Annotated in this window: 22 protein-coding genes; 16 read left to right on the top strand and 6 right to left on the bottom strand. The window is 61.7% G+C overall.

The annotated features are described in order from the left end of the window. Positions 1 to 39 precede the first annotated feature (39 nt). From hutC to ACSW29_RS18140, 5 genes are all read left to right on the top strand, one after another. Entirely contained in the window at positions 40 to 795 is a 756-nt protein-coding gene (hutC, locus tag ACSW29_RS18160) for a histidine utilization repressor (protein WP_230815477.1), read from the top strand. Between the two features lie 217 nt (positions 796 to 1,012). Next, on the top strand, positions 1,013 to 2,407 hold the full coding sequence (locus ACSW29_RS18155; protein ID WP_448277919.1) for a serine hydrolase domain-containing protein: 1,395 nt from the start codon (positions 1,013 to 1,015) through the stop codon (positions 2,405 to 2,407). A 98-nt stretch (positions 2,408 to 2,505) separates the two neighbouring features. After that, a complete protein-coding gene (locus tag ACSW29_RS18150; protein WP_448277918.1) occupies positions 2,506 to 3,585 on the top strand; it encodes a dipeptidase in 1,080 nt (359 codons plus the stop codon). 32 nt (positions 3,586 to 3,617) lie between these two features. Then, the gene (locus tag ACSW29_RS18145) at positions 3,618 to 4,553 is read left to right on the top strand and encodes an alpha/beta fold hydrolase (protein WP_317825773.1); all 936 of its coding nucleotides are present in this window, start codon (positions 3,618 to 3,620) and stop codon (positions 4,551 to 4,553) included. A gap of 86 nt (positions 4,554 to 4,639) precedes the next feature. Beyond that, positions 4,640 to 5,146 (top strand): ClbS/DfsB family four-helix bundle protein, encoded by a 507-nt coding sequence (locus ACSW29_RS18140; protein ID WP_317825772.1) that lies wholly within the window; start codon positions 4,640 to 4,642, stop codon positions 5,144 to 5,146. Here ACSW29_RS18140 and ACSW29_RS18135 read toward each other — a convergent pair. Beyond that, positions 5,137 to 5,715 carry a GNAT family N-acetyltransferase gene (locus ACSW29_RS18135; protein WP_317825771.1) on the bottom strand — a complete coding sequence of 193 codons (579 nt, stop codon included), beginning with the start codon at positions 5,713 to 5,715 and terminating at the stop codon, positions 5,137 to 5,139. The genes ACSW29_RS18140 and ACSW29_RS18135 overlap by 10 nt on opposite strands. A 214-nt stretch (positions 5,716 to 5,929) precedes the next feature. On the opposite strand from ACSW29_RS18135, the gene ACSW29_RS18130 reads away from it, so the two are divergent. Beyond that, positions 5,930 to 6,724: an SDR family NAD(P)-dependent oxidoreductase gene (locus ACSW29_RS18130; RefSeq protein ID WP_448277917.1), complete on the top strand. Its 795-nt coding sequence runs from the start codon at positions 5,930 to 5,932 to the stop codon at positions 6,722 to 6,724. A gap of 1 nt (position 6,725) precedes the next feature. On the opposite strand, the gene ACSW29_RS18125 is transcribed toward ACSW29_RS18130, so the two are convergent. The 4 genes from ACSW29_RS18125 to ACSW29_RS18110 are packed head-to-tail and all read right to left on the bottom strand — an operon-like array spanning position 6,726 to position 9,492. Continuing rightward, positions 6,726 to 7,184 (bottom strand): nuclear transport factor 2 family protein, encoded by a 459-nt coding sequence (locus ACSW29_RS18125; RefSeq protein ID WP_317825769.1) that lies wholly within the window; start codon positions 7,182 to 7,184, stop codon positions 6,726 to 6,728. A gap of 51 nt (positions 7,185 to 7,235) precedes the next feature. Beyond that, entirely contained in the window at positions 7,236 to 8,024 is a 789-nt protein-coding gene (locus ACSW29_RS18120; protein ID WP_448277916.1) for an SDR family NAD(P)-dependent oxidoreductase, read from the bottom strand. Positions 8,025 to 8,054: 30 nt separating this feature from the next. Further along, on the bottom strand, positions 8,055 to 8,351 hold the full coding sequence (locus ACSW29_RS18115) for a hypothetical protein (protein WP_448277915.1): 297 nt from the start codon (positions 8,349 to 8,351) through the stop codon (positions 8,055 to 8,057). Further along, a complete protein-coding gene (locus ACSW29_RS18110) occupies positions 8,329 to 9,492 on the bottom strand; it encodes a Rieske 2Fe-2S domain-containing protein (protein WP_448277914.1) in 1,164 nt (387 codons plus the stop codon). The genes ACSW29_RS18115 and ACSW29_RS18110 overlap by 23 nt, the downstream gene beginning before the upstream one ends. A 237-nt stretch (positions 9,493 to 9,729) precedes the next feature. Here ACSW29_RS18110 and hsaA point away from each other — a divergent pair, with 237 nt between their 5' ends. The 7 genes from hsaA to ACSW29_RS18075 all read left to right on the top strand — a co-directional run bounded on the left by hsaA (position 9,730) and on the right by ACSW29_RS18075 (position 15,665). After that, positions 9,730 to 10,896 (top strand): 3-hydroxy-9,10-secoandrosta-1,3,5(10)-triene-9,17-dione monooxygenase oxygenase subunit, encoded by a 1,167-nt coding sequence (hsaA, locus tag ACSW29_RS18105; RefSeq protein WP_448277913.1) that lies wholly within the window; start codon positions 9,730 to 9,732, stop codon positions 10,894 to 10,896. Positions 10,897 to 10,934: 38 nt separating this feature from the next. Beyond that, positions 10,935 to 12,227 carry a glutamine synthetase family protein gene (locus ACSW29_RS18100; RefSeq protein WP_448277912.1) on the top strand — a complete coding sequence of 431 codons (1,293 nt, stop codon included), beginning with the start codon at positions 10,935 to 10,937 and terminating at the stop codon, positions 12,225 to 12,227. A gap of 64 nt (positions 12,228 to 12,291) precedes the next feature. Then, positions 12,292 to 12,651, top strand: coding sequence for an ArsR/SmtB family transcription factor (locus tag ACSW29_RS18095; RefSeq protein WP_317825764.1), 360 nt, complete (start codon positions 12,292 to 12,294; stop codon positions 12,649 to 12,651). Next, positions 12,644 to 13,105 (top strand): SRPBCC family protein, encoded by a 462-nt coding sequence (locus tag ACSW29_RS18090; RefSeq protein WP_347874728.1) that lies wholly within the window; start codon positions 12,644 to 12,646, stop codon positions 13,103 to 13,105. The genes ACSW29_RS18095 and ACSW29_RS18090 overlap by 8 nt, the downstream gene beginning before the upstream one ends. An 81-nt stretch (positions 13,106 to 13,186) precedes the next feature. Next, positions 13,187 to 14,065 carry an SMP-30/gluconolactonase/LRE family protein gene (locus ACSW29_RS18085; protein ID WP_317825762.1) on the top strand — a complete coding sequence of 293 codons (879 nt, stop codon included), beginning with the start codon at positions 13,187 to 13,189 and terminating at the stop codon, positions 14,063 to 14,065. Between the two features lies 1 nt (position 14,066). Next, a complete protein-coding gene (locus ACSW29_RS18080) occupies positions 14,067 to 15,083 on the top strand; it encodes a TIGR03617 family F420-dependent LLM class oxidoreductase (RefSeq protein ID WP_448277911.1) in 1,017 nt (338 codons plus the stop codon). 30 nt (positions 15,084 to 15,113) lie between these two features. After that, complete coding sequence (locus tag ACSW29_RS18075; RefSeq protein ID WP_230815283.1) at positions 15,114 to 15,665, top strand: pyridoxamine 5'-phosphate oxidase family protein; 552 nt, start codon at positions 15,114 to 15,116, stop codon at positions 15,663 to 15,665. An 83-nt stretch (positions 15,666 to 15,748) separates the two neighbouring features. Here the strand turns inward: ACSW29_RS18075 and ACSW29_RS18070 are convergent, their stop codons facing one another. Beyond that, on the bottom strand, positions 15,749 to 17,281 hold the full coding sequence (locus tag ACSW29_RS18070) for an FAD-dependent oxidoreductase (RefSeq protein WP_448278169.1): 1,533 nt from the start codon (positions 17,279 to 17,281) through the stop codon (positions 15,749 to 15,751). A 153-nt stretch (positions 17,282 to 17,434) separates the two neighbouring features. Between ACSW29_RS18070 and ACSW29_RS18065 the strand changes: the two genes are divergently transcribed. The 3 genes from ACSW29_RS18065 to ACSW29_RS18055 all read left to right on the top strand — a co-directional run bounded on the left by ACSW29_RS18065 (position 17,435) and on the right by ACSW29_RS18055 (position 21,633). Beyond that, positions 17,435 to 18,061, top strand: coding sequence for a TetR family transcriptional regulator (locus ACSW29_RS18065; RefSeq protein WP_019745323.1), 627 nt, complete (start codon positions 17,435 to 17,437; stop codon positions 18,059 to 18,061). 193 nt (positions 18,062 to 18,254) lie between these two features. Next, positions 18,255 to 19,418, top strand: coding sequence for a steroid 3-ketoacyl-CoA thiolase (locus ACSW29_RS18060; RefSeq protein ID WP_317825758.1), 1,164 nt, complete (start codon positions 18,255 to 18,257; stop codon positions 19,416 to 19,418). 34 nt (positions 19,419 to 19,452) lie between these two features. Continuing rightward, entirely contained in the window at positions 19,453 to 21,633 is a 2,181-nt protein-coding gene (locus tag ACSW29_RS18055; protein WP_317825757.1) for an acyl-CoA dehydrogenase, read from the top strand. Positions 21,634 to 21,635 lie beyond the last annotated feature (2 nt).

The raw sequence follows: 21,635 nt of genomic DNA, 5'->3' as shown, positions 1-21,635 counted from the left end.
AGAACCGACTCGGTGGTTTTCGACGAACGGGTGGTGGCGATGGCGATTGCCGAGGTGGACGCAGAACTCGCCGTGCTGTTCAACGAGGCAGGCGGCGAGTCCGCCCCTGCCTACGAACGGGTCAAGAACCTCGTGGTCTCGCAGATCAACTCGGGTCGGTGGACCGAAGGCGATCAGCTGCCTTCGGAAAACCAACTGGTGAGTGCGCTGGGATTGTCACGTATGACGATCAATCGAGCGCTTCGTGAACTCACCAACGACGGTCTGATCGTGCGGATGATGGGGGTCGGTACCTTTGTCGCCGCCACGAAGACCGCGTCCCCGCTGTTCGAAGTCAAGAACATCGCCGACGAGATTCAGCGCCGCGGCCACCGTCATCGAACCGAGGTCGTCTTCGTTCGTGAGGAAGAAACCGACCACGGGCAGACGTTCCTTCGTGAATCGGTGGGCAAACGGGTGTTCCATTCGCTGATGGTGCACTTCGAGGACGAAACTCCGATTCAGGTGGAAGATCGGTTCGTGAATCCGAACGAGGCGCCCGACTATCTGCGCCAGGACTTCACTGCGATCACCCCCAACAACTACTTGAGTGACGTTGCGCCTCTGGTTCGCGGTGAGCATGTCGTGGAAGCGGTGTTGGGGAGCCCGGACGAATGCGAGCTGCTCCGCATCGATCGAGGGGAACCATGCCTGCTGATTCGCCGCCGCACCTGGTCGGCCAACGGGTTGGTCAGTGCGGCGCGCTTGATCCATCCGGGTTCACGCAATCGCTTGGAAGGAACCTTCGAGCGCTGATCGTTTCGAATGGCGAATCCTGAACACAGACTCGTCCGATCGCACCATTTTCGGGTGCAACTTCGGTGCAATCGACCAGGACGTGACTGCGAGCACACTGAGATCATGGGTGGACGGCTATTGCTTCCGCAACCTCACTTCCCGACGAGTGAGACCTGAGCGGATCGAAGCAACGCCATCTACGCCACTGGCTTCCATGATCGAAGGAGTTCGACCTGTGACCGACTTGCCCAAGGACCTACTTGTCGCCCCGAAGTGGCAGGAACGCCTCGACGAACTGGCAGCCAAGCATTCGGTACCGGGCGCGCAGGTCGGTGTGATCGCGCTGGGTGAAGACGGCACTGCGGATATCCGCGTGATCACCACCGGAGTGACGAGCCTGAACACGCGCGTTGACGTCGACGCCGACACCCTGTTCCAGTACGGATCCGCGAGCAAGATCTGGACGACGACGCTGATCATGCAGCTCGTCGACGAGGGCAAGCTGACGCTGGACACCCTGGTGGTGGAGGTGCTTCCGGAGTTCACGATCGCAGACCCTTCCAACACGAAGGAAATCACGATCCGCCAGTTGCTCACGCACACAAGCGGTATCGACGGAGACTTGTTCAACGACACCGGTGACGGCGACGACTGCGTCGAGAAGTACGTCGACGAACTCGCGACCGCGATCAGCGTCACCGAGCCCGGCGGGCACCTGAGTTACAGCAACGCGGGTTTTGCTGTTGCCGGCCGCATCGTCGAGGTTCTTCGTGAGATGACGTGGGACGAGGCGTTGGTCGAATATCTCTGGAAGCCACTCGGATTGACGCACATCATCACCAGGGCCAAGGACGCGCCGCTGTTCCGCACGGCTGTCGGCCACGTCGCCAACCCGGATCGGACGTCGCCGGACAAGGTGGTTCCGACCAAGCAGTGGCTGCTTCCGCGCGGTATCGGTCCGGCCGGGATCATCACCGGATCCGTCAGCTCGCTCCTGACCTTCGGTGCTGCACATATGCGTGACGGCCTCGCATTGACGGGTGAACGCATTCTGTCCGAAGAGTCCGCGCGCCTGATGCGCACTCCGCAATTCGACCTGACCGCGGTCTCGAGCGTCGATCAGGCCTGGGGTCTCGGATGGATCCTGTCCGACTGGGGCGGTGTGACGTCCGCGCAGCACGGCGGTGCGACGATCGGTCAGATCACTCGTTTTCACACCTTCCCCGAGCTCGGTCTCGCCATGGCCGTAGTCACCAACTCGCGTGGCGGCGGTGCCCTGGCCCACGACATCGAGAAGGAGATCGCGCAGGAGCTCGACCTCGTTTTGCCGGAGCCGAAGTCCGAGCCGAATGCAGAAGACATCGACCTGTCGAACATTCTCGGAACCTATGAATCGACAACCGTTCGCATCGAACTCACGCGTGGCGACGACGGCGGATTCCAGGTGCAGAACTTCGCCAAGATCGAGATCGACGGCGAGCCGCCGGCCCCGCCCACCAAGGTCGTGCCTCTGTCGGCTTCCCGGTTCTCGATCAGTAACGAGAGCGCTTCGGGTGAGATGGCTCATCTCACGATCGATGGCGAGGAATATCTGTACATGACCAGGCTTTTCAAGAAGATTTCCGACTAGTCGCGGCGAGATGATTCTCTCCGCTGGATGAAATCTCGGGCAGGTCGAGGGCGATGAGGGCCCTCGACCTGCCCGCACTACTTTCCCGAGGAAAACTCATGATGAAACCTCTCGCTCCTTTCCCGGACGTGAATCACCCAGCGGCACTGGATGCTTACGGCCTTGCGCCGGTCATCGACGGTCACAACGATCTGGCATGGACGGCTCGCGAGACTGCCGCCTACTCGGTGGAGAATCTCGAGAAGGATTCCATCTTCCAAACCGACATCGACAAACTCGGTCGCGGTGGCGTCGGTGCACAGTTCTGGTCGGTTTACACCCCGTGTGACCGGACGGAGGCCGAGGCTGTCCAGTACACACTCGAACAGATCGACTATGTGTACCGGATGATCGGGCGGTACCCGGATACTTTCGAATTCGCGCGTACAGGTGACGACGTGCGTCGCATCTGGAGCGAGGGCAAGGTTGCGTCATTGTTAGGCGCAGAGGGCGGTCACAGCATCGGCAGTTCGCTCGGCGTCCTGAGAATGATGGCGCGCCTTGGTCTTCGGTACATGACTCTGACGCACAACGACAACACCGGGTGGGCGGACTCCGCGACGGATACGCGAGTACACGGCGGGCTGACGGACTTCGGCCGCGAGATCGTGCGCGAAATGAACCGGCTCGGCGTGCTCGTCGACCTGTCGCACGTCTCGGTGGAAACGATGAGAGATGCCATCGAGACGTCGTCGGCACCGGTGATCTTCAGCCATTCGTCCTGCTCTCAGCTATGCGGTCACCCCCGCAACGTTCCCGACGACGTCATGCGGCTGCTCGCGGCAAACGGCGGGGTCATCATGATCGCCTTTGTGCCCATGTTCCTTTCTTCCGAGTACAACGAGTGGTTCAAAGGCGGGCGGGTCGGCCCACGGCCGGCGATGACGGTGGACCATCTGGCCGAACATGTCGAGCATGCCCGAGACGTCGCGGGCATCGACCACATCGGTTTGGGTAGTGACTACGATGGATTCGACGACTTTCCGGACGGTATGCAGGACGTATCCGGTTTCGCGGTGTTGATAGACCGTCTGGCGGAACGCGGTTGGTCTGCGGAAGACTTGGCAAAGCTGATGGGCAACAACGTGTTGCGTGTGCTCGACGAGACAAGTGTGGCCTCGATGTCGAGCCTTTCCTAGCCGTATCGACGCCCGAAAAGATGGGGATGAGAATGAAGAAGATTCGTACCGTTGCACTGAAGGTTCTTGCTTCGGTGTCCGTAGTTCTGGTTGTGCTGGTATCGATAGCGCTCGTATTCAATGTCGGCTCCGCCAAGGCGAGTGTTCCGACCGGGGAAACCGGCAACCAGTTCGTGTCCGTAGACGGAAAGAACATGAGCTACTCGATCCGCGGCAACGGCGATCAGACCATAGTGCTGCTACCGGGGTTCGGAACGTCTGCACCGATTCTCGACTTCAAATCGCTCATCAACGAGCTTGCCCCTGATTACCGCGTGGTCACGATCGAGCCCTTCGGCTACGGATACAGCGACGCCACCGACAAGGACCGCACGGCTGAGAACATCGTCGAAGAGATACACGAGGCTGTGCAGGCCTTGGGAATTGACGAATACATCCTCATGGGTCACTCGATCACCGGTGTTTATGCCTTGGACTACACAGCGAAGTACGGCGACGAGGTCACCGCTTTCGTGGGCATCGACAGCAGCGTCCCGGGGCAGCCGAACATGGACACCAAGTTCCCGATCGAAGCCTTCCGCGTTGCAAAGAAATTGGGCTTCTCCGACGTCCTGGCGAAACTCGGTGGCAGCGAGGAAACCGATGCATACCTCGATGAAGCCGAGAAGGCAGAGATGAGCAGACTGGTCGCGAAGAACAACTTCAGCGACACGTACCTCAACGAAATGGATCACCTCTCGAGCAACTTCGCCGCGGCGATCGGCAAGACGTTCCCGGCCGATCTTCCGATTCTGTTGTTCGCGGTACAGAATTCCAAGGTCCAGGGCTGGACAGAGCTGCACGAAGGGCAGGCAGCATCGGTCGATCATGGTGAATTGGTCTTGCTGGACGGAGACCACTACCTGCACCACACCAAGTCGAAGGAGATCGCCGAGAACGTCAACAGATTCATGGGAGAACTGAACTAGCTTCGGTAGACGTTAAGTTGGACGCGGGGTCATCGGATTGCGATGGCTCCGCTTCTTCCATTTTTTGACGAAAGTTCGGAGGCATTGTGGCGCAGACCTTGTCACGCGAGGAACTGGCGAGTGAGCTGGACAAGGCGTATTCGAAACTCGACGCGTTACTCGAGAGCGCCGCCGAGGCCGATGTTTTCGACGCCATTGCCGTCGATGCGTGGACGGTGCACGACGTACTCTCTTTGCGTGTCTGGTGGGCAGAGGCCGTCGTAGAGTGGATAGGTGCCGGATTGCGAGACGAGACACCGCAGACGCCGGCTGCGGGTTACAAGTGGACGCAAACACCCGCGCTGAACCAGTCGGTGGTCGAGGCGAGTGCAGGTACCTCGGTTCGAGAGCTTCGGGATCGTTTGCGCGCGGCCGTCGCAGCGCTGCGTCGGTATGTGAAAACTCTCGACGACGATCAACTGCTGTCGGTCGGGGTTTTCTCGTGGACCCGGACGTGGCCGGTGTCGAGGTGGATCGCCGTCAATACGATCACCCAATACGCGTCGTTGTCGAAAATGATTCGGCGAGTGCTGAAGTCGAACAATCAGCCCTGAAGTCGATGCATCCGCCATACGTCCGGTCCGTCGGGGAGCGAGGTCTGTCCGACGATCGTGAAACCGAACCGTTGGTACAGCGGGAGATTCCGTTCGGTTGACGTATCGAGCCAGCAAGTCTGTTCGGTTCGATCCAGTTCCGCCAAAGCATGTTTCAGTAGTCCAGAGCCCAATCCACTGCCCTGTGAACGCGGTGTCGTACCGATCGTTGCCAACGACCATGCGTGCTCGAGGGCGGGAAGCGCAGACAGTTGTTCGTCAGCCTGGAGAATGCGCTCGAACCGATCTCCGTGCAGTTCCACGATCTTCTCGACAGTCGCTTCATCAGGCTCCGGGGCGTCGGGCGGCAGGACTGCGATGACGCCGTTGCCGGAATCGTCGATGTATGAACGTCCGAACGGTAGTGCCAGGTGTTCGAGGTAGATCCGTTGTAGAGCGGCGACCCGTTCCACGTGAGAGTCTTCGGCGACGCACCAGTTCGTCCAGGGATAGTCGGCAAAAGCCTCGCCGAGAACCTCGGCGGCACGGTCGAGGTCGTTGATGGACAGCGGTCGAACAGAATTCTGCATAGTGCCACTTCAGCACAGTGGTGTCTTCTGTCGCCACTCGATTTCGGCGGTGTAGCAGGTGCGCGGGCCGTGGTCACGTACTTGTGAGTTCATTCAAGAAAGTTGGACGCGGCTGTCGATCCTGCGTTCACTGGTAGTGATCGGGTAATCGCCGAGCTGTCAATTTCGGGCACATGAGATCCGGGTACGGCGATTCCCCGCGAAGGGAATGAATATGAACAGGCTCGAAGGCAAAAATGTAGTGATCACCGGCGCCGCCAGCGGAATCGGGCGTGCAGCAGCACAACTCATGGCGGCAGAAGGCGCCAAGGTGCTGGTTGCCGACCTCGATCCAGCTCGAGCGGAGGAAGCAGCGGCGGCGATACGCGAGACCGGTGGCACTGCGCTGGGTTTCGGCGTCGATGTCATGAACGAGGAGTCCCTGGCAGCGATGATCGAAAGGGCGGTCGCCGAATTCGGTGGCATCAACGTCTTGTGCAATCACGTGGGCGGTAGTAATCCGCGCAAGGATCTCGACCTGCTACGGATGGACCTGGACGAGTGGGATCGCGTGATGTCGCTCAACGTCCGAAGCACTGTGGTCGCTTCACGCCTTGCGATTCCGCACATGAACAGTGCCGGCGGAGGATCGATCGTCAACACGGCCTCGGTCGGTGGATTGATCGGAGACTCCCTGCAGTCGGCCTACGGGTCTGCCAAGGCGGCGGTCATCCGGTTGACTCAATACATCGCAGTTCAGTACGGAGCAAACGGTGTTCGGTGCAACGCCGTAGCGCCGGGTGCGATCATGACACCCGCACTCGTGGACAACATCCCTGCTGACGTCATCGAAGGCATGAAGCAGGCCAACGCCCTGCCTTACCTCGGCGAACCCGAAGACATCGCACACGCCATGGTCTACCTGGCGTCGGACGAATCTCGCTACATGACGGGGCAGACCTTGGTGGTCGACGGCGGACTCACCAGCAAGAGTCCACTCGCGACCGGCCGGTCGTCGATGTTGAGCTGAGTCAGCTCCGCCAACCGCTGGGGCCGGCTCCCAGAACCTCGATGGATCCCTGACTGGCGTGTGAATGCTTGGTGCGGTGCGTCATTCGCCACGTTCCGTCGATTCGCGACCACGAATCGTGGTAGTCGCCGAGCGTGAAGAAGTTCAGGTGAGCTTTGCTCCCGGTGCCCACGTGCATGTCACTGACGTAGGAGCGGCTGGTGGCAATATCACCGACCACCTCGACCAGCACGTTGCCGATCAGATGTTGGGTGGGACCGCACTCGTCGAGGAACGAGCGGATGGAAGCCACTACCTCGGCGGGTCCGCACAGAGTTCCGGTTCCCAGTTCTGCCGTAGCGTCCGGAGTCATGATCCGGTGGAGTTCATCCCAGTCCCGCGCATCCATGGCTCGGGCGAACTCGAAAATGGAGCGGGTGATCTCGCGTTCGTCGAGAAGAGTGGTGATGTCGACGCTCATGCTGTGCGCCTTTCTCGGGCGTCGGGGGTTAATAAAGGCGCACAGCAGAAGTCAGCGGTTCAGCAGCTTGCGCATCGCTTCGGCAGCGCCCTTGACCATCTTGTCTCGGGGGAAGCCGCTGCGCTTCTTGGCGCCTTCGTAGTTTCCTGCAGCAACCCAGATCGGGCCGTCGGCAAGGTGTTCGAGACCTTCGCGTGCAACATCCTCGGGCTCTGCGACGTTCATGCCCGGGATGTCGAAGTTCAATCCCGCGCGAATCATGGCCGGCGTGCGAGTGACACCGAGAATGAACTCGACGACGTGAACGCCGTACGGCTGAAGTTCGAGCCACAGGCTCTCGGCGAAGATGCGACCGAAAGCTTTCGAGGCCGCGTAGATGCTCTGGTGCTCGGAGCCCATGAATCCGGCCAGCGAGCCGAGCAGCATGATGCCGCCTCGTCCGCGATCCTTCATCAAACCGCCGAAATGGTGCGAGAGTTCGAGCTGCTTGTTGATGTTCAGCTCGATGACTCCGGCGAATCCCGTCAAATCACCGGTGACGAACTCGTGGCCGTAGCTGTTGGCGCCGGCGTTGAAGATGAGCAGGCCGACCTCGACGTCGTGGGTGACAGCCTTGATCTGGTCGAGCGCGTCGGGAACCAATAGATCCAGTGCGAGAGTGCGTACTTCGACGCCGTTGGCGCGTGCCTTGGCCGCGGTCTCCTCGAGTGGGCCCGGCTTGCGGGCGATGAGAACGAGGTTGATGCCGATCTTGCTGAGCTCGTCGGCGAACCCTGCGCCGACACCTTCGGAACCGCCGGCGATGACTGCCCACGGGCCGTAGTACTGGGGATCGATCATTACTACCTTCTTCGAAAGATGTTGGCTCGGCTAGTGAAACGGAGCTGGTACTGGTTCGCTGTCGTCGACGATCGGCTGAGGTACCGGTTCGTCGTTGAGGATCTCGAGCTCGCCCGCTGTTGCAGCATTCACGATGGATGCGATCAAGGCGCCGCACTCCTTGCGAGGAGCACCTGGTCGTCCCTCTCGCTGCCCGAATTCACGGTCGTCGGCGATTTCGAGGCACTGGGCTCGGGCCTGGTCACTCCACTGAACGGTGGTGTGTTCCCAACTGTTCTTCTGGACCAGGACCCGCGCCTTGCACTCAGCGCACTGAAGAGGCTGCATCTTCGTCTGCCTTCTTTGCAGCGAGGTTGTCTTCGACTTCCTTCTGCCAGGCGGCGACGGGTCGCGCGGTATCGAGTTCGAATTCGAAGCGCTCGATCATCTCGGGAGCGATGTCAGCGACGTCGACGTAGAACTGTTCGTACCAGCGACGGAGCTGGTAGACCGGGCCGTCTTCTTCGCACAGGAGCGGGTTCTCGATGCGAGTCTTGTTCTTCCAGATCTCGACGTCCTGCTCGAAGCCCTTGGCGATGAACGTGCCGAAGTTCGCGGCCATCGCGTCGGCGGCTTCGCCCTGGAAGCGATCCGACTTCTTGACGATGATGCCGTACTGGAGCACGAACTTGTCCGCGCTGACCGGGTAGTGGCAGTTGATGAGGACGGACTCGACGTTGTAGTCCTCGTACTCGTAGGTCAGGTCGTCGACCATGAAGGAAGGACCGAAGTACGTCGCAACCGAGTTGCTGCCGACCATCTTCGGGGTGCCTGCTGCGTGGGGACGCATGTCCGAGCGAGCGACGCCGCGCATGTACTGCGTTGCGGCGTGGCCTTCGAAGACGTTCTTGAAGTACGTCGGGAACGAGTAGTGGACGTAGAAGAAGTGCGCCATGTCGACGATGTTGTCGACGATTTCACGGCAGTTCGTGTCGACGGTCGTGGTGTACCAGACCCAGTCGCTCCACTCGTCGCTGAGCGCGCCTTCGATGCGGGGGATGGCTACGTCGTCGGTCGGCGGGTTGCCCTCGGGGTCGTGCCAGACAAAGAGCATGCCGTCCTGGTCGAGGGTCTGCCATGCGCGCGTCTTGGCCAGCGGGGGAACGCGGCGTGCGTACGGAATCTTCTGGCACTTGCCGTTGCCGCCCCAGCGCCAATCGTGGAACGGACAGGCAATGGCGTCGCCCTTGATGGTGCCCTGGCTCAGGTCGCCACCCATGTGACGGCAGTACGCGTCGAGGATCTTGACGTTGCCTTCGCTGTCGGCGAAGACGACGAGCTTGGTGCCGAAGGCCTCGATGGAATGCGGCTGTCCGTCCTTGAAGGACTCCGTGAGCCCAATGCAGTGCCATCCACGTGCAAAGCGAGTAGGCGCGGTTCCAGCTTGGATCTCGCGAACTTCGTCGTTGTCGGACTGATTGATCGTCACGATGAGTCCCGTCCTTTCCAGGGTCAGTGTCGACGCCCGACGCTAGGGGAGCGTGAATTGCCTCTGGGGCCTCGTCTCACTGGCCGGGACCTGCGGAGAGCGCGAGGATCCGGCGGCTCATCCCGGCCTTCGGGACTTCCGATCACCGGACCGCGTGACCGACATATCGTGGCGAGGCAGCCGTTATGTCTATCTGCCGATCCGCTCCCTCACGGTTCGGTGCGAGGAGTGTCTCCTATGGTCAACAAGGTTCTGAGCTCAGTCCGTGATCTGCTTCCGAAGATCGCGGCCCGTGCTCAGAAGGTCGACGATTCGCGCAAGATCTCCGAACGGACCATCCGGGAACTGTCCGAAGCCGGTGTCTTCTCCATGCTTGCGCCGAAGAGATACGGAGGCGCCGAGAGCGACCCGGTCCACTTCTACGAAGTCATCAGGGCCATCTCCGCTGCCTGTGGCTCGACCGGTTGGGTCGCCTCGGTGGTGGGAGTGCACCCGTGGCATCTGGCGCTTTTCGACGACCGAGCGCAGGACGACGTGTGGGGAGAGGACCAGACGACGCTCATCTCGTCCGCCTACGCGCCGGTCGGTCGACTTACCGCGGTGGACGGTGGCTACGAACTGTCGGGCCAGTGGGGTTTCTCTTCCGGCTGTGATCACGCAAGTTGGGCATTGCTGGGAGCGATGGTGGTCGGCGTGGACGGCCGTCCCGTCGACTTCATGACGGTGCTGGTGCCGCGCACCGATTACGAGATCCGCGACGTCTGGGACGTCGTGGGAATGAGAGGCACCGCGAGCAACGAGATCGTGGTCAAGAACGCGTTCGTTCCCGAGCACCGCTTGAAACGCAATTACGAAACCGCGCAACTGAGTGGGCCTGGCCAAGCGGTCAATCCTGGCCCGCTGTACAAACTTCCGTTCGGGAGCATCTTCACCTCGACGGTCGCTGCTCCGTGTGTGGGCATCGTCGCCGGTTGTTACGAGGGGTACCTGGACGTGATGCGTGAGCGCGTCCGTCTGAGCCTGGGTGGTGGACGGTTCAGCGAGGACCAGTTCGCTCAGGTCGCCGTCGCACGTGCGTCGTCGGAGATCGATGCCGCGATTCTGCAGATGGATCGCAACATCCGGGAGATGTACGAACTTGCTGTCGCCGGCAAGGAGCTTCCGCTCTCGATGAGGCTGCGCGCGCGTCGTGATCAGGTTCGTGCGACGGAACGTTCGGTGGAAGCGATCGACATGCTGTTCAAGACGGCAGGCGGGAACTCCCTCTCTCGCGGAAACCCGATCGAGCGTGCGTGGCGTGACGTTCATGCGGGCAGCGTTCACGTTGCCAACGAACCCGAGCGCGCGTTGGCGCTGTACGGCCGGGCGGCGTTCGGACTGCCGGTGGAGGACAACCTGATCTGACGGGTTGGCGCGCCGCCAAGTGGGGTATTTGCCTCTGGATGAGGGAAGTTCCGGCTCTGACCATCGGCTCGATCGTGGACATGGCGGGTGTCGCGCGGGCGAAAGTGATGCCGGCTGGCCGAAGCGGTGTCTTCGAGGAAGTCGGTGCGGGAGTCTCACCGAGCTGGAACGTCTTCTGTAGCGATGATCGGATTGCCTTCACCGATTCCTTCTCGGTCGTCGGTGATCTCCGATTGCGTATCGACCGATCCGACCTCCGCGATCTCGGCGGGGGTGTGTCGTGGGCGCCGGCCACGTTGCACGAGCAAGACGGTTCGACGGCTGCCGTGTGCACACGTTCCGCGCTTGCCGCGGTCGTGGCGCGGCTTGCTGCCGACGGACTGGAAGCTCGGGTGGGTAACGAGATCGAGTTCACTCTTTTCGGTGATGTGTGCGGCGGTGAGTGGTCGGCCTACGGTCTGGGCGCAGTCCTTGGTCGCGAAGACTTCCTCAAGGACCTCCTGCGCAATGCCGAACGCGCACAACTGCATATCGAGCAAGTCCATGCCGAGTACGGAGCAGATCAATTCGAGATGTCGATCGCTCCGAGTGCTCCTGTTCAGGCCGCTGATCTCGTGGTGTTGGCTCGGATCTTGATCAGCCGTACAGCCAGAGCGCACGGATTGGCGGCCTCGTTCTCGCCGTTTCCCACCCTGGGCGGCGCAGGAAACGGTGCACACCAGCACTTTTCGATGACCGCAGATGGTAGGCCAATCTTCTCCGGTGGCAATCGGGAGCACGGAATGACGGATGCGGGAGCTTTCGCCTTGGGTGGAGTCCTCGCTCATCTGACGGAATTCACGGCCGTCTTTGCGTCCTCACCGCTCTCCGGCCTCAGGCTGCGCCCGGACAGTTGGTCGGGGGCCTATGTCTGTTGGGGGCTCGAGAACCGCGAAGCGGCACTGAGGTTCTGCGCAGAGTCACCGTCGAATCCGCACGGCGCCAACGCCGAAGTGAAAAACGTCGATCCGTCGGCCAACCCGTATCTGGCGACCGCTGCGATACTTGGCCTTTCGCATATCGGTATCGGCAATGCCGCGCCATTACCTGCGGAAATTGTGGTGAACCCGTCGACTCTCACGGATGCGGAACGCGATGAGCGCGGGGTGACCCGAGTCCCCACCGATCTCGGCGAGATAGTGCAGAAGTTCAACTGTTCCTCGGCGGCGAAGGAAATCTTCGGGGAGTCGATCATCGAAGCGATGGTGTCCGTGAAGGGAGCTGAGCGGGAGACGTTCTCCCAGATGGACGAGGCGACAACCGTCGAACGGCTTCGATACACCTGGAGTTGAAGGGTTGACGCCCAAGTTCCTGAGTTCTATGTTTAAGTTATTCCTTAATTAAGGAGTTGCTTACATGGATGAGCGAAGTGGCCGGCTCGATGCAGTGTTCAGCGCACTGGCCGACCCGACGAGGCGTGAAATGCTCTCTCGCCTGACGGATGGTTCGATGACCGTCGGTGAGTTGGCTGAGCCGTTCGAGATGAGTCGACCCGCCATCTCGCAGCATCTGAAGGTGTTGGAGAAGGCAGGTCTCATCGAACGGACCGCCACTGCGCAATGGCGCACCTGCACCCTTCGCGCAGAGGGACTCGACGACGCCAGTGCCTGGGTCAACGAACATCGGCGGGATTGGAACGAACGCTTCGATCTCCTCGACGAGCGTCTACGTGAGCTGAAGCAACGTCGACTGAAGAAGGAGAAGGACAATGAGTGACCAGAATGCAGATACCACCGCAGAATTCACCATCACCCGAATCTTCGACGCACCACGTGAACTCGTGTGGCAAGCGTGGACCGATCCCGACGAGGCAGCACGCTGGTGGCATCCCGAGGGCGTCAGCAGCCCCCGGGAGCACGTCACGATCGATCCCAGAGTTGGCGGAACGTACCGCTACTTGATGATCAACGACGAGAATGGAGCCGAGTACCCCACCGGCGGAACCTATCTCGAGGTCGACGAGCCGAAGAGGCTTGTCTTCACCTGGGGAAATCCGGGTGATCCGGTAGGCGCTGCGCCTCGAATAACGGTCACGCTCGCAGAACGGGGTGACAAAACCGAAATGACATTCCACCTGGTAGGGATTCCGGGATTCAAGGGTGACGGGAATGTGTACGACGGGTGGGAATCCGCGTTCGACGTGTTGGAAGAAGTTCGCGCCGGCGACTAGTCGGGAATTGCACACCGCGACCGGGGCGCCGGTGATTGAATGAGGCTGACACACCATTCTTCACCGACGCAGGAGAGCCTGATGGCACCAGAAGTTGCGGTAGTTCTCGAGGGATACACCTACTTCGAATGCCCGCGCTGGCACGAGAACCGGATCTGGGTGTCGGACTTCTACACCTACCAGGTGATTTCGGCCCGCGAGGACGGGACCGACATACGCGTCGAGGCGGAGGTTCCAGGGCAGCCGTCCGGGCTGGGGTGGCTTCCGGACGGCAGATTGCTGGTGGTCTCCATGCGGGACCAGAAGATTCTGCGGCGAGAATCCGACGGCGAGTTGGTGGTGCACGCAGACTTGTCCGAGTACGTCAGTGCCAACGTCAACGACATGCTGGTCGATGCGCAGGGACGAGCGTACGTGGGCAACTTCGGGTTCGACCTGATGAACCTGGCTCCCGTCGAGACGGCAGATCTCCTCCGCGTCGACCCGGACGGATCGGTACACGTCGTGGCGCGAGATCTCCACTTCCCCAACGGTATGGCTCTGACGTCGACCGGAGATCTGCTCGTGGACGAAACGCTGGGAAATCGAATCAGTGCATTTGCGGTTCAGGCCGACGGCTCCCTGAGTGAACGCCGTGATTGGGCGTCGTTCGGGCCGGTACCTGGTGGCCCCGAGGTGGAGACCACTCTCGCTCAGATCGTCGTTGCGCCCGACGGATGTTGCATCGACGGAGACGATTCGATGTGGGTGGCCGATGCCCTTGGAAGTCGTGTTCTTCATGTGAGCGCCGGCAAGATAATCGATGAAATTGCCTTCGACAGCGGTGTCTTCGCGTGCGGGCTCGGCGGCTCCGACGGACGTACGCTGTTCGTCTGCGCCGCACCGGACTTCAATGAGCATGCTCGTAAGGTCGCCAACGAAGGAAAGCTGTTGTCGATTCGCCTGGAGCCGTTGGGCTGACATGGAATTGGTGACCTCGCTACCTGCCGACACTCCGCTACGGCAGGTAGCTCAGCACGTCGAACGCATCGAGAAACTCGGTTTCGACACGGTACACATCTCCGAGACCGTCCGCGATCCTTTTGCGGTGGCAGCACTCGCCGTCGAACACAGCACCACCCTCACAGTCCGGACGTCGATGGTTGTCGCATTTGCGCGCAGTCCCATGGTGACGGCTTTGGCTGCGTGGGATCTGGCGGACTTCTCCGGCGGACGATTCCAGCTGGGGCTCGCGACGCAGGTGCGAGGGAACATCGTCGGGCGGTACTCGATGCCGTGGACGGATCCTGTTGCGCAACTGCGTGATTACGTCAGTGCTGTACGCGAGATCTTCCGAGTGTTCCAGGAGGGCGGTGAACTCGACTATGCCGGAACGCACTACACCTTCAACCGACTGCAGCCCTACTTCAATCCGGGGCCGCTCGATATTCAGGCTCCGGAGATCTGGACCGGGGGAGTGAACTCCCGCATGTGCTCACTGGCAGGAGCCGTCGCCGACGGTTTTGTTGCTCACCCCACCAGCTCCCATCCGAAGGTGCTCGCGGAGAGGATTATTCCATCATTGACGGCAGGCGGAAGGAAGCCGCGACTGATTGCCGTTCCGAAGACGATCACCGGCAAAGATCGTGCTGCGATACTTGCTCAACGAGAAGCGGTGCGCAGCGAACTTGCCTTTCTCTACTCCACACCGGCATATCGAATCGCGCTCGAGGTTCTCGGCTTGGCGGGGATCGGCGAGAAGTTGACCGCAATGGGGAGAGCTGGGGAGTGGGCTGATCTGGGTGCCGTCCTCACCGAGGATGTTCTCGACAGGCTGGTCACGCAATGCACCTACGCCGAGCTCCCCGAGGTGCTGAGTTCGAAATACGCGAGTCTCTGCGACGGCATTGCACTGGCAGTGCCCGCGGATCCCGCCGACGACCGCGCCTTCGCAGCGATGTGCGAGGAGATTCGAGCCGCCGCAGCGTCTGCCCCGTGACTTCCGGTCGGCGCGAACTACACTCTCGACATGGGGCGAGTCTACGAAGGCATCGATGAAAAGCTCACCACGTGGTTGCAGGCTCAACCGCTGTTCGTTGTTGCTACCGCGCCGTTGTCTCCTGACGGGTTGATCAATTGCTCACCCAAAGGGGGAGTCGGATCGTTTGTGGTGCTGACATCCACCCGGGTGGCGTACCTCGATCTCACTGGCAGCGGTGTGGAAACCATCGCGCACGTGCGCGAGAACTCCCGAATAACCCTGATGTTCATGGCATTTGACGGTCCGCCGAAGATCGTTCGACTGCACGGTCACGGACAAGTTCTGCTTGCAGGGTCGGAAGCGTTCAACGCGATTGTCGGTAGGTTCCCGGAGCATCCGGGGCTGCGGTCGATCGTCGTGGTCGATCTGACGCGCATTTCGGATTCGTGCGGATACGCAGTACCGCTGATGGACTACCAATCCGATCGTGACGTGCTCGACCGCGTAGCGGAGAAGCGGGGTCCGGAGCGGCTCATCGCCTATCGCGCCGAGAAGAACGCGAAGAGTGTGGACGGTTTGCCCGGTATCGATCCGGAGTGATACAAAATCGCGTCGCCGTGCGAAAGAGGTCGTGGGGCAGGCGATTCTGACATTGCCCCTGCCCCACAGCCTCGTTGTGCTGGTTACTTCGCCATGTCCTGGGCTGCTCGGTACGAGAAGACCATTGCAGTCCCCAGTGGAACTCCGGGGCCGGGATAGAAGCGCCCGCTCAAGGAAGCGCTCGTGTTGCCGGCGGCGTACAGACCGTCGATGGCGCTGCCGTCGGCGCGAAGAACGCGACCGTCGACATCGGTGACCAAACCGCCCTTGGTGCCGAGGTCACTGAGGACGATGCGAGCTGCGTAGAACGGGCCGTTCTCGATGGCCGTCAGCGCCGCATTCGCGCCGCCGTTGGGTGGGCAGAAGAATGCGTCGTACGGGTCTCCGCCGCGATGGAACTCTTCGTCGACGCCCAATTTTGCGGCGTCGTTGAACTTTTCGACAGTGCTGCGCAATGCGTCGGCCGGTAGTCCGGTCTTGGCGGCGAGTTCTTCGAGAGTGTCGGCGGCGACCCAGGTTCCGGCTTCGAGGTGCTTGGCGGGCGCCGTGTTCGGGATGCAGATGGCGGGCAGTCCGCCACCCTCGCGCGAGTCGAAGATCATGAACGACGGCACGGCAGAACCATTGTCGTCGTGAGCATCCATGGCCCGGCCGAACTGGTCGTACGGAAGAGACTCATTGAGGTAGCGCTCACCGGCGCTGTCGACGACGAGTCCGCCGCGAACGCCGACCATGAATGCGGCGCTGCCGTCGGGCTGCTCGACGCCGGGGCAGAACCACGCCTGATCGAGCAAAGCGGTTGCGCCACCGACAGCAATTCCTGCGGAGATCGCGTCACCGGTGTTGGCGCCGAAGGGGCCCATGCTCCAGATCGCCTTGCCGGGGGTGCCGGCCTGCTCACGCATCTCGGCGTTGCCTTCGATGCCGCCTGCTGCCATCAGGACACCGCGGTTCGCCTTGATTCGCCGGGTTTCGCCGCCGGATTCGACCTCGGCGCCGACAACACGGCCATCTTCCACGATCAGGGAGGTGAGGATGGATTCGGTGCGAAGTTCTGCCTTACCGGTGCTCTGAACTGCGGCCAGCAGACGGCCGATCAGTGCGCGCCCACCGATCATCGGGCCGGGAGCATGATCCTGACCGGTGCGGTCTTGGTCCAGTTCCGGACGCACCTTGCCGGCGAGGTCACCGATGTCGGCGGGATCGAGATCGAGCGGGTTGATGGAGCGTCCCGTGTCCATCCGGCCTTCGGCCTTGTAGTAGTCGGGGAACGCACGGAACTCGAATTCGATGTTCGGGTTCTGCTCGAGTAGAGCGACGACAGCGGGAGCGGTCTCGACGTAGGCGTCCTGGCGCTCGGACTCGGAGTCACCGAGCAACGCGCGCAGATAGGTGCGGGCATTCTCGGTCGAGTCGGGAAGGCCGGCGCGTTCCTGTACCTGGGTACCTGGGAGCCAGATCGAGGCGCCCGAGTAGGCGGAGGTCCCGCCGAAACGATCGGTTTTCTCGAGGACGATCGTCGTCAATCCCTGAGCAGCCGCGGTATATGCGCCGGTCAGCGCTCCGCCGCCGGAGCCGACTACCAACACGTCGCACTCGCTGGTCCAGTCCTGCATCATTGCGTCCTTACTCCAAGAGGGTGGGGTGTCCACGGAATACCGCACGGCGCTGGAAGGCCATGCCAGGTCCCACTGAGCGGGCAATATGCCGAGATAGGTGGTCCAGGTGAGAGAATTAGCGCGGTCGTTCGCGGCCGGGACACATAATCGATGATGGGGGCGACGTTGCCGAGAATTGCCGAGGTCAGGGACGCTGCTGAGCCCAGTTCGGACGAGCAGCGGGCGCGCCATGTGCGGATGCTGGAAGCGGCCGCCGAATTGGGTACCGAGAAAGAACTCTCACGGGTTCAGATGCACGAAGTTGCCAAGCGGGCAGGCGTGGCCATCGGCACTCTTTACCGCTATTTCCCTTCGAAGACGCACCTCTTCGTCGCTGTGATGGTCGAGCAGATCGATCAGATCGGCGACAGTTTTGCCAAGCATCAGGTGCAGTCGGCCAATCCGCAGGACGCGGTGTACGAGGTCCTGGTGCGCGCGACTCGCGGGTTACTGCGTCGGCCGGCCCTTTCGACTGCGATGCTGCAGTCGTCCAGTACCGCCAACGTCGCGACGGTGCCGGACGTGGGCAAGATCGATCGCGGCTTCCGGCAGATCATCCTCGATGCGGCCGGGATCGAGAACCCGACCGAGGAAGACAACACCGGGTTGCGTCTGCTGATGCAGCTGTGGTTCGGGGTCATCCAATCGTGCCTCAACGGTCGAATTTCCATCCCGGATGCGGAGTACGACATCCGCAAGGGGTGCGACCTGCTTTTGGTGAATCTCTCACGACACTGACGTGACCTCGCCCCTTCTCGGGGTGGGTTCGTCATGTCCTCAAAATTGAAATCAATTCTATTATTCGAGTCAGGCTTGGTTCAAAGATGACGTTCATTCCGGCATTGCCCTGACATCATCAATAGAATACATTACAGAAAAGCTGACGGTGAGTCAGCTCACCGACCGAAAACTCCACGAAGGAGCGCACATCATGGGTCATGCAGTCATCGTCGAGGCCGCTCGGACACCGATCGGCCGTCGTCGCGGCGCCCTGGCGGGACTGCACCCCGCCGAGATTCTGGGAGCAGCACAGCTCGGCGTTCTCGAACGGGCAGGCGTCGCACCGGAAGACATCGGACAGATCATCGGTGGCTGTGTCACGCAGGCGGGTGAGCAGTCCAACAACGTCACGCGGCAGGCGTGGCTGCACGCCGGATTGCCATACAGCACCGCGGCAACCACTATCGACTGCGCCTGTGGATCTGCCCAGCAGGCAGTGCATTTGATTTCCGGCCTGATTTCGTCGGGTCAGATCTCGGCCGGTATCGGTTGCGGCGTCGAGGCTATGAGCCGTGTGTTCCTGGGTCAGGCAAATGCGCCCGGAACGGGAAACCCGTACCCGGACGACTGGACCATCGACATGGGTGACCAGTTCACTTCTGCGCAGCGTATTGCCGAGAAGCGTGGCATCACGCGCGCCGACGTGGACGCCTTCGGTCTCGAGTCGCAGCGCCGCGCAGCCCAGGCCTGGGTGGAAGGCCGTTTCGACCGCGAGATCGTTCCCGTCAAGGCTCCGGTGGTGGACAAGGAAGGCACGCCCACCGGCGAGATCGCCACTGTCACGCGCGATGGTGGGCTGCGTGAGACGACAGCGGAAGCGCTCGCCGGGCTCAAGCCGGTCATCGAGGGCCATATCCACACCGCCGGCAACTCGTCGCAGATCAGCGACGGCGCCGCAGCAGTGTTGCTGATGAGTGAAGAGCGCGCACAGGAACTGGGATTGAAGCCGCGCGCGCGGATCGTCGCGTCCGGCATGGTCGGATCCGATCCCTTCTATCACCTGGACGGACCGATCGAGTCCACCCAGATGGTGCTCGACAAGGCTGGAATGACTCTGAACGACATCGATCTCGTCGAAATCAACGAAGCGTTCGCCTCGGTAGTGCTCTCCTGGGCGCAGGTTCACGACGCAGATCTGTCCAAGGTCAACGTCAACGGCGGTGCGATCGCACTCGGGCATCCCGTCGGTTCGACCGGCGCTCGTCTGATCACGACCGCGCTGCATGAACTCGAGCGCTCGAACAAGTCCACGGCGCTGGTCACGATGTGCGCCGGTGGAGCTCTCTCGACCGCCACCATCATCGAACGCATCTGACCCGCACTCACACTGTCGAATTGACGAGGTAGACATGACCATTGGATTGAGTGAAGAAGATCGTGACCTCCGCGACTCCGTACGGGGCTGGGCGGCGCGTCACGCAACACCCACCGCTATCCGTGAAGCGGTCGAGGCGAAGGTCGAAACCCGCCCCCAACTCTGGAACGGGCTTGCCGAGCAGGGACTTCTCGGACTACACGTCGCCGAGGAATTCGGCGGCGCCGGATACGGATTAGTCGAGCTCGCGATTGTCGTCGAGGAACTCGGGCGCTCCATGGTTCCCGGCACGTTCCTGCCGACAGTCGTGGTCAGCGCCGTTCTCAGCGACGCCGGAGTCACCGCGCCGCTGGCCGGACTGGTCGACGGCAGCACACTCGGAGCCGTTGCACTGCAGCCGGGTTCGCTGAAGATCACCCGTGACGGCGACACCGCCACCCTCAGCGGAACGTCCAGCCAGATTCTCGGTGGCCATGTCGGCGACGTGTTCCTCCTCGCGACGGACAGCGGATTCGTTCTGCTCGGACGTGACCGCCTCGAGGTCACGGACTTGGCCAGCTACGACGTCGTGCGTCGTAACTCCGAAGTCACCGTCGACGGTTTGGTCCTCACCGATTCAGAGATCCTCACCATCGATACCCAGCGTGTACTCGACATTGCCGCAACACTGTTCGCGGCCGAGGCATCAGGCTTGGCCGACTGGGCAGTCACGACGTCGGCTGAGTACGCGAAGGTGCGTCAGCAGTTCGGTCGCCCGATCGGCCAGTTCCAGGGTGTCAAACACAAGGCTGCCCGGATGCTCGCTCTTGCCGAGCAGGCGCGCGTCTGCGCCTGGGACGCTGCCCGCGCACTGACGCCCGCCAACGGCGTCGGTGCCGAAGAGGCTTCTCTCGCAGCAGCCGTCGCCGGAGCTACGGCCCTCGAAGCCGGTTTCTCCGTCACACGTGACTGCATCCAGGTGCTCGGTGGAATCGGCTACACGTGGGAGCACGACTCGCACCTGTACCTTCGCCGCGCGCAGTCCCTGCGAATTCTGCTGGGTTCCACGGCATCCTGGCGCCGTCGGGTTGCCGAGCTGACCATTGCCGGTACCCGTCGCGTGCTCAGCATCGAGTTGCCGCCCGAGGCCGAGGCGATCCGCGCGGACATCCGCGCCGAGCTCGCACCGGCTTTGGACCTCGAAGGTGCCGCGCAGAAGACGTATCTCGCGGAAAAGGGCTACACCGCACCACACTTCACGGCTCCGTGGGGCAAGTCCGCGGACGCTGTCAGTCAGCTGGTCATCGCCGAAGAACTACGTGCAGCGAAGATCAAGCCGCACGACATGATCATCGGCAACTGGGTCATCCCGACGCTCATCGCGCACGGCAACGAAGAGCAGCTCGCCAAGTTCGTCCCGCCGTCACTGCGCGGCGACATCGTCTGGTGTCAGCTCTTCTCCGAGCCCGGCGCAGGTTCCGACCTCGCCGCGCTGAGTACAAAGGCCACCAAGGTCGACGGTGGCTGGAAGTTGCAGGGCCAGAAGGTGTGGACGTCGATGGCACGCGACGCGCACTGGGGAATCTGCCTCGCGCGCACCGACGCCGACGCCCCCAAGCACAAGGGCCTGTCCTACTTCCTGATCGACATCAAGAACAGCGGCCTCGACATTCGCCCGCTTCGCGAGATCACCGGTGAAGCACTGTTCAACGAAGTCTTCTTCGACGACGTCTTCGTCCCCGACGAGTGCCTGGTCGGCGAGCCGGGGGACGGCTGGAAGCTCGCTCGCACCACACTGGCCAACGAGCGTGTCTCGCTGTCCAACGACTCGTCTCTCGGATCGGGCGGTGAGGCTCTTCTGAGCCTGGTCGACGGACTACCCGGTGGTATCGACGACGAGCAGCTGACGGTTCTCGGAAAGGTGCTGTGCGACGCGCAATCCGGCGGTCTGCTCGGTCTGCGAACCACGCTGCGCTCGCTTACAGGCGCGCAACCGGGGGCTGAGTCCTCGGTGGCGAAGCTGATCGGGGTCGAACACATCCAGCAGGTCTGGGATGTGGCGATGGAGTGGGCTGGTCCCAGTTCCCTTCTGGGCAATCAGCATCGGATGTCTGCGACGCAGATGTTCCTGAACTCGCAGTGCATGTCCATCGCGGGTGGTACAACCAATGTTCAGCTCAACATCATCGGTGAGCGAATCCTGGGTCTGCCTCGTGACCCCGAACCGGGAAAGTGACC

The sequence above is a fragment of the Rhodococcus sp. GB-02 genome, assembly GCF_053470465.1.
The sequence above is the reverse complement of the archived record's forward strand: the minus strand, read 5'-3'. Positions and strand labels throughout refer to the sequence as shown.

Coding starts and splice junctions, on each gene's coding strand:
- ACSW29_RS18080 (WP_448277911.1), top strand. CDS start 14,067: ATGGAATTGGTGACCTCGCTACCTGCCGACACTCCGCTACGGCAGGTA.
- ACSW29_RS18135 (WP_317825771.1), bottom strand. CDS start 5,715: ATGCAGAATTCTGTTCGACCGCTGTCCATCAACGACCTCGACCGTGCC.
- hutC (WP_230815477.1), top strand. CDS start 40: ATGGCGATTGCCGAGGTGGACGCAGAACTCGCCGTGCTGTTCAACGAG.
- hsaA (WP_448277913.1), top strand. CDS start 9,730: ATGGTCAACAAGGTTCTGAGCTCAGTCCGTGATCTGCTTCCGAAGATC.
- ACSW29_RS18055 (WP_317825757.1), top strand. CDS start 19,453: ATGACCATTGGATTGAGTGAAGAAGATCGTGACCTCCGCGACTCCGTA.
- ACSW29_RS18065 (WP_019745323.1), top strand. CDS start 17,435: ATGATGGGGGCGACGTTGCCGAGAATTGCCGAGGTCAGGGACGCTGCT.
- ACSW29_RS18070 (WP_448278169.1), bottom strand. CDS start 17,281: ATGCAGGACTGGACCAGCGAGTGCGACGTGTTGGTAGTCGGCTCCGGC.
- ACSW29_RS18075 (WP_230815283.1), top strand. CDS start 15,114: ATGGGGCGAGTCTACGAAGGCATCGATGAAAAGCTCACCACGTGGTTG.
- ACSW29_RS18090 (WP_347874728.1), top strand. CDS start 12,644: ATGAGTGACCAGAATGCAGATACCACCGCAGAATTCACCATCACCCGA.
- ACSW29_RS18085 (WP_317825762.1), top strand. CDS start 13,187: ATGGCACCAGAAGTTGCGGTAGTTCTCGAGGGATACACCTACTTCGAA.
- ACSW29_RS18145 (WP_317825773.1), top strand. CDS start 3,618: ATGAAGAAGATTCGTACCGTTGCACTGAAGGTTCTTGCTTCGGTGTCC.
- ACSW29_RS18125 (WP_317825769.1), bottom strand. CDS start 7,184: ATGAGCGTCGACATCACCACTCTTCTCGACGAACGCGAGATCACCCGC.
- ACSW29_RS18115 (WP_448277915.1), bottom strand. CDS start 8,351: ATGCAGCCTCTTCAGTGCGCTGAGTGCAAGGCGCGGGTCCTGGTCCAG.
- ACSW29_RS18130 (WP_448277917.1), top strand. CDS start 5,930: ATGAACAGGCTCGAAGGCAAAAATGTAGTGATCACCGGCGCCGCCAGC.
- ACSW29_RS18060 (WP_317825758.1), top strand. CDS start 18,255: ATGGGTCATGCAGTCATCGTCGAGGCCGCTCGGACACCGATCGGCCGT.
- ACSW29_RS18100 (WP_448277912.1), top strand. CDS start 10,935: ATGAGGGAAGTTCCGGCTCTGACCATCGGCTCGATCGTGGACATGGCG.
- ACSW29_RS18095 (WP_317825764.1), top strand. CDS start 12,292: ATGGATGAGCGAAGTGGCCGGCTCGATGCAGTGTTCAGCGCACTGGCC.
- ACSW29_RS18120 (WP_448277916.1), bottom strand. CDS start 8,024: ATGATCGATCCCCAGTACTACGGCCCGTGGGCAGTCATCGCCGGCGGT.
- ACSW29_RS18150 (WP_448277918.1), top strand. CDS start 2,506: ATGATGAAACCTCTCGCTCCTTTCCCGGACGTGAATCACCCAGCGGCA.